Source organism: Sphingobium sp. L-44 (genome assembly GCF_056859495.1).
The window spans coordinates 1-5,104 of sequence record NZ_JBSXOQ010000024.1; the positions used below are offsets into that span (position 1 = coordinate 1).

Genomic DNA, 5,104 nt, shown 5'->3' on the forward strand with positions numbered 1-5,104 from the left:
CAAACATAATGTCGATTTCCGCAGCCGCCTGCCGCCCCAATCGCATCGCCAGTGATGGACTGTCCGTGCGCAACGATCGCTTTACATGGCTGCACCCGAAATCTGCTCGAAGATCAGCCGGGACCCGCACCCGGAACTGGAAGGTCGATCCTCGTAACGAAAGTCCGCGCGGCCATCGTTTGTGACCCACAGTTGTGACCCACGATGGCGGGGAGTATTTCGTTTGTTTTGATGGCGTTAGGTCAATTTTTGATGGGTCATTGTGACCCACCTTTGTGTCCCGGACGCACGACGTGACCCGCTTTTGAGCAGGTTTCCGTTGATTTTCAGGGGTTTGACGAGGCGTGGAGCGGGTAGCGGGGATCAGCCACTAACATACATGACGGTGAAGTCCCGCCGCTAGCCGATAATCAGCAGTGGAATCGCCGACCAGGCCTCGCGCGGCAAGCGCACAAGGTTAACCGGAGCGGCCGAAGCCGCCCCGATCGTTCACAGCAGAATGATGAGCAACAGGCTCAATGCAGTTATGCACTTTGCCAGATCGATCTTCACATCGACCGTTACGTTAATGGTTCGAGAGTTCATATACGATCCCCCGAGCCACGACGCGCCGCAGCCCGTAAGGGTGAGCGGTTAGGCCCCGGACGAACGAAATGACCGTCGTTCACCGGATGATCGGCCCAGCTTAAGCGTTCGCGACCACCTAAGCTGGCGTCAGATGACCCCCCGTGTTCTGCCTAACATCACGTAACAGCAGAGTGGGGCAGACGCTTCGCGACTTGCCGTTCGAATGGCTGGGTGGGTCAAACACCTCAGTTCCGGTTACGGGCCGCGCTGCAACAATATGATCCCGACATGGCGGAAAGTCTAGGCTCACTAACAAGCCTTCCAAGCTCTGCAAAATCCAGCATTCCTGGGCCTTCGCGTGTAAAACGCGCAACATTCCCTCCCTTTTCGATCAATAGCTTAGCTACCGGCGGTAAACCGAAGCGCTTGACCAGTCATTTAGCGGATGGGGTAAACTATGATTGGCGTTGATGATCGTCGGCGCGGCTCAGTGGCGCGCAGGTTGAGCGGCTGTCTCCGAAGACATTCGAAATCCGTGCCCTTAGGCATTCGCACTGATTGATCGACGCCGTTAGGCAATTACAACAGCGAACGACCGAAACATTTGTCCACAGAATTTGGAGTGCCGCGGCCAACCTTGGGAGGGTGGAGTGTTCAGCGAATGGCGAGATTGGGATTCTGACCCGTTACGCCCGATCGACTGCCTTGTCGGCGCGATCGCCGTCCTCGCCGGCGCTGTCCTCCTTTTCCTCTACGGGCTTTCCCCGGACGGCGTCGACGACGGCCGCGCCGCCCAACACGATGTAGCGGACAGCCTCTAGAGCTAGCCCGACCTTGCCGAGCCCGCGCGTGATCTTGCCCAGGCCCATCACTGAGCCTGCACAGGCACCGGCTCTTCCGGCGGCTGCTCAATCTTCACAGTCTGCGGGCCCGGCGGCGTCGCGACGGCGAGCTGGTCGGTCACCCGCTCGATCTGACGATTGCTCGATAGGGACACCAGGGCCGAAAGGACATCGGCCAGCTTGACGATCATGCCGCCGACGATCGCGCTGAACACGCTTTCCGCCCAGTCGGGCGTGTTGCGCGCGAAGGCGATGGCCGCGATGATCGACAATATGGTGACAATGATGCCACCGCCAATGAGCGTGAGGACGCGGCGGTCCCCCTCACGATCGCGAAAGGCGTTCATCCCGCGATCCCCATGCGCACCTGCCGCGCAACCCAGCCATAGCTGAACTCTTCGTTCGCAGGACGCGCGAGGCTGATCTCCTCATAGCGACCGGTCCGGAAGGCATGGATGGTCCAGAGCAGCACCTGGAGCCCTTCACCGGTTGCGCCGCGACGCTGCTGGTAGCTCGCCAGCGACTGCCGCGTCATCGGGCCGCAAGCGCCGTCGACCTTGAGATCGGGATATAGCGAGGCGCCACGGTTGAAGAGGTTGAGCGCACGCTGGAGGAACTGCCCAGCCACCGCCTGTCCCATGTTGATGCCGGTGTCGAACAGCAGCTCGCCGATCGCCGCCGACATAGCGAGGATCTTGTCGAAGCCTGGTTCGATCAGGTACCGCTTGCGGTAGATCGCTACGGCCGTTTCGCGCGGGAAAACACGCATGTCGCCCGTATAACCGAAGGCTCGCGCCACCTGCTCGGTGGTTCCCCAGCGCGTGGGTCCGCCCTTATCCTTGGGATTGTTTACATAGCCGCCCTCGCGGCCGATCGCGCCATCGATCAGCTGATCAATGTTCATGTCTTGCTCCACGAAAATGGGCGCCAGCGGCGCCCTATGGTTTCAGATTGTCGCTAGCCTCAGACCAGTTCGGCTTCGCCGCCCGGTTCGTCGATCATCGAGACCAGTATCCCCATGTCGATCGGCAGCCCCGGATCGAGCGGGAAGGCCCGGTCGAGCATGCTCTGCGCCTGAGCCAGTTTCGGATTTTCCGGCTCCAGCCGGCGCAGCGGTTCAGCGACCAGCTCGAATGCCCGCCGCAGCACCCGGTTCTCCAGCGCCAGGCGCCGGAGCTGGGTTTCTATGTGCTGCCGATATTGCAGGTCTCGATCGTCCTGCTCCTTCTCCCGCTTGGCTAGCTCATCGTGCCAAGCCTGCAATTTGGCGGCGCGAGACTGTGCCCGCGCGTCCTTCCAGTTGAGTAGCCAAGCCGTGCCCTTGCCCAAGGCATAGAGCACGGCCACAGCCCCGGCGATAATTCCCCCTGCCTCGCCGGCGGCCGAGCCCGGATCAGACATGCGTCAGACAGCCGCCTGCGCATCGACCAGCGCCTGAACGCGCGCCACCTCGCCATCAAAGAAATTGGTGACGTTACGGACGACGCTGATGACGTTGCCCGCCTGATTATGCGGCGATCCCATTTCAGACGCGGGGGCCAACTGCGGTAGCAGCGCTTCAAGATCGGTCGCGAGGGTCGCCACCTTACCGGCCTTCAGCGCCGACTGGATGGCCTTCAGGCCGTCGAGGTTGGCGATGGCGATCTGCCGATCGATGTCATTGCGCTGGGCCAGCAACTGCGCAGGCGTGGGATTTTCCGTGCTCATGTGCATTCTCCTGTCGTGGTGGTATGGTGCCCCGCCAATGACGGAGCATGAGATGACCGACGAACCCGCCGATCCGGTTGAGGAAATGAAGAAGTGGGCGGAGACGGCGCCGCCTAAGGACGGCCCGATCCCTAACGGCGACCTCGCCAGCCACTTGGGCGTGCAGCGCATGGTCGCCATTTTGATGGACGATAAGGGCCGCGCCTATCACATCAGCAATCTGGATTTGAACGGCGCACAGTTGGGCCGCCTAGAGCGGCCCCGTAGCGCCATCATCGAATTGATGGACGCTTACAACGTGCAGGACGGCCCGGACTGGTCGGCCGTGAAGGACTGATAGGTCAGGTCGCCTTCAAGCGCTTTTTGCGCGGGGCGGCTTCATCTTCAGTGACGATTTCATTGCCTTCATCATCATATGCAACCGAACCATCATCTTCAGATGCATCGGCGTTGAAGGTATCGAACAGGTCCGCCGCACTCTCATCGACGAAGAAGGCCACCGGGCCGTTCATACTTTGCAGGTTGGTCTGAACGATCGTCGCGTCGTCGCGCGAGATTTCCTTGCCGTTGGGCTTGTCGTCTTCCCGTAGGATGCGCTCGCTCTCGATTGCATGGACGAAGGCCGCCCGCTGCATCGAGACCTTGGTACCGCCAAGGCCCTTGAGCACGACGCGATCGCCGCTGTTGCCGCCAGCCTTGTTGATGATGAAGCCCAGGCTCTCGCGCAGTAGCGCGGTCTGCGCCTGGCCCGACATGATGATCCAGGCGAAGGTTCTTGCTTCGGGGTGCTTTTCGCGCTCATGCTGTTCGAGCGTCCGCAGGATGCCGCCGGCGATGGCATCTGCCGAAACGACAAGGGCTTTGCCGCTCGCCTGAACGAGCTTCACGAGATTATGCATTCATTGTCTCCTTCAGTCAGAAGTTGGTTACGTCGAGAATTGCCCAGGAATATTGGCGCTGGTTGTAGCTGTAGCCCGATGGGGCGGGCGGCGATGGCGGGACCGGGAAGAAGGTCGTGCTGAACTGGGTGAGGCAGTAGCGCGACGTGATCACGTTGCCGTTGATCGCCGCCGCCAGCGCGGCCGATGACATATTGTCATTGTAGCCATTCTGAGCACCAGACACCGGCGTGATGACCCGGGTGTTGCGGCCGGTTCTCGATCCCATCATCAGCGCATAGGCCTTGCCCGATGTCAGCGTCGTGGATGGGCCAGTGGCGCCGATCTCGGAACTGGTGTCGAACGTGCCCCTGAGCGACGCGGGGATAGAGGCATATCTGTGTCGGCTGTCATATTTGACCACGCCATTGCGCTTGATCCTGATCCCCCAGCCCGGCCCAAGTTCCGGCGGCTCAGCAAACCGATAGACGGTGATCGCCAGCGATGTGTTGGTCGTATAGGTCGAGAAGGTGAAGGCCCATGTGTTGGCGCTGCTATCGCGCACGACCCAGGCGAGAAACGTGGGCGCCGCGCAGCTGAAGGCGATCGTCGGCATATCCGTCGCCGTGAAGGTGACAGTGGTGTTGCGCAGGTCGTTACCGACCGAGGCTCCCACGGTGTGGGACGACTTCGAGAGAAGCGCCATGTTCGCGTAGATATCGTCGATCTGCACCGAGCCGGTGGCGGCGTTCTTAAACTTTGCGCCGAACCTCGCCATCTCAGCGCACCCAATAGACGATGACAGCGGGCCAGGTGGCGCCGCTGGGATATTCCCAGGACAGGGTATTGCCCGACACGCTGATTGTCGGCGCGGCCGAGGCGGCCGACGGCGTGTTGAGAAGCACCACCTGCCATTCGGGCGTGCCGGTCAGCAGGCCATCATCGGTGACCGAGCCATTGGCGCCGTTCGTATTCACCCGGCCGATGATCCGCCCCATGTTTGTGAACGGGTCCTGCTCGACTACGCCTGCGCGCTTCACCCTCATGCCCCAGCCGCTCATGCGAGATATCCGATCTCGATCATGACGCCTGACGCATCATCGCCGATCG

The 5,104-nt window shown here is 61.2% G+C and carries 10 protein-coding genes; 1 reads left to right on the forward strand and 9 read right to left on the reverse strand.

Features of this window, described 5'->3' with window-relative positions; translation table 11 throughout:
* The 6 genes from AC13EK_RS01115 to AC13EK_RS01140 all read right to left on the reverse strand — a co-directional run.
* Nucleotides 1–271 (reverse strand): DUF6538 domain-containing protein (locus tag AC13EK_RS01115; RefSeq protein WP_483021979.1); only part of this gene is annotated, 271 nt, incomplete at its 3' end.
* Between the two features lie 982 nt (nt 272–1,253).
* Nucleotides 1,254–1,436 carry a hypothetical protein gene (locus tag AC13EK_RS01120; protein WP_423301294.1) on the reverse strand — a complete coding sequence of 61 codons (183 nt, stop codon included), beginning with the start codon at nt 1,434–1,436 and terminating at the stop codon, nt 1,254–1,256.
* Complete coding sequence (locus AC13EK_RS01125; RefSeq protein WP_122927922.1) at nt 1,436–1,756, reverse strand: hypothetical protein; 321 nt, start codon at nt 1,754–1,756, stop codon at nt 1,436–1,438. The genes AC13EK_RS01120 and AC13EK_RS01125 overlap by 1 nt, the downstream gene beginning before the upstream one ends.
* On the reverse strand, nt 1,753–2,313 hold the full coding sequence (locus tag AC13EK_RS01130) for a glycoside hydrolase family 108 protein (RefSeq protein ID WP_483021980.1): 561 nt from the start codon (nt 2,311–2,313) through the stop codon (nt 1,753–1,755). Before AC13EK_RS01130 ends, AC13EK_RS01125 begins: the two co-directional genes overlap by 4 nt.
* 59 nt (nt 2,314–2,372) lie before the next feature.
* Nucleotides 2,373–2,810 carry a hypothetical protein gene (locus AC13EK_RS01135; protein WP_483021981.1) on the reverse strand — a complete coding sequence of 146 codons (438 nt, stop codon included), beginning with the start codon at nt 2,808–2,810 and terminating at the stop codon, nt 2,373–2,375.
* Between the two features lie 3 nt (nt 2,811–2,813).
* On the reverse strand, nt 2,814–3,116 hold the full coding sequence (locus tag AC13EK_RS01140) for a hypothetical protein (RefSeq protein WP_483021982.1): 303 nt from the start codon (nt 3,114–3,116) through the stop codon (nt 2,814–2,816).
* Between the two features lie 52 nt (nt 3,117–3,168).
* On the opposite strand from AC13EK_RS01140, the gene AC13EK_RS01145 reads away from it, so the two are divergent.
* Nucleotides 3,169–3,453, forward strand: a complete 285-nt coding sequence (locus AC13EK_RS01145) for a hypothetical protein (protein ID WP_483021983.1) — start codon at nt 3,169–3,171, stop codon at nt 3,451–3,453.
* Nucleotides 3,454–3,457: 4 nt separating this feature from the next.
* Here the strand turns inward: AC13EK_RS01145 and AC13EK_RS01150 are convergent, their stop codons facing one another.
* Genes AC13EK_RS01150 through AC13EK_RS01160 form a run of 3 tightly spaced genes read right to left on the reverse strand, consistent with a single transcriptional unit; the run spans nt 3,458 to nt 5,055 of the window.
* Nucleotides 3,458–4,015: a hypothetical protein gene (locus AC13EK_RS01150; protein ID WP_483021984.1), complete on the reverse strand. Its 558-nt coding sequence runs from the start codon at nt 4,013–4,015 to the stop codon at nt 3,458–3,460.
* A 16-nt stretch (nt 4,016–4,031) separates the two neighbouring features.
* Nucleotides 4,032–4,772 (reverse strand): hypothetical protein, encoded by a 741-nt coding sequence (locus tag AC13EK_RS01155; protein ID WP_421123434.1) that lies wholly within the window; start codon nt 4,770–4,772, stop codon nt 4,032–4,034.
* Between the two features lies 1 nt (nt 4,773).
* Nucleotides 4,774–5,055, reverse strand: a complete 282-nt coding sequence (locus tag AC13EK_RS01160) for a hypothetical protein (protein ID WP_017502923.1) — start codon at nt 5,053–5,055, stop codon at nt 4,774–4,776.
* Nucleotides 5,056–5,104 lie beyond the last annotated feature (49 nt).

Coding starts and splice junctions, on each gene's coding strand:
- AC13EK_RS01130 (WP_483021980.1), bottom strand. CDS start 2,313: ATGAACATTGATCAGCTGATCGATGGCGCGATCGGCCGCGAGGGCGGC.
- AC13EK_RS01160 (WP_017502923.1), bottom strand. CDS start 5,055: ATGAGCGGCTGGGGCATGAGGGTGAAGCGCGCAGGCGTAGTCGAGCAG.
- AC13EK_RS01140 (WP_483021982.1), bottom strand. CDS start 3,116: ATGAGCACGGAAAATCCCACGCCTGCGCAGTTGCTGGCCCAGCGCAAT.
- AC13EK_RS01155 (WP_421123434.1), bottom strand. CDS start 4,772: ATGGCGAGGTTCGGCGCAAAGTTTAAGAACGCCGCCACCGGCTCGGTG.
- AC13EK_RS01150 (WP_483021984.1), bottom strand. CDS start 4,015: ATGCATAATCTCGTGAAGCTCGTTCAGGCGAGCGGCAAAGCCCTTGTC.
- AC13EK_RS01125 (WP_122927922.1), bottom strand. CDS start 1,756: ATGAACGCCTTTCGCGATCGTGAGGGGGACCGCCGCGTCCTCACGCTC.
- AC13EK_RS01145 (WP_483021983.1), top strand. CDS start 3,169: ATGACCGACGAACCCGCCGATCCGGTTGAGGAAATGAAGAAGTGGGCG.
- AC13EK_RS01120 (WP_423301294.1), bottom strand. CDS start 1,436: ATGGGCCTGGGCAAGATCACGCGCGGGCTCGGCAAGGTCGGGCTAGCT.
- AC13EK_RS01135 (WP_483021981.1), bottom strand. CDS start 2,810: ATGTCTGATCCGGGCTCGGCCGCCGGCGAGGCAGGGGGAATTATCGCC.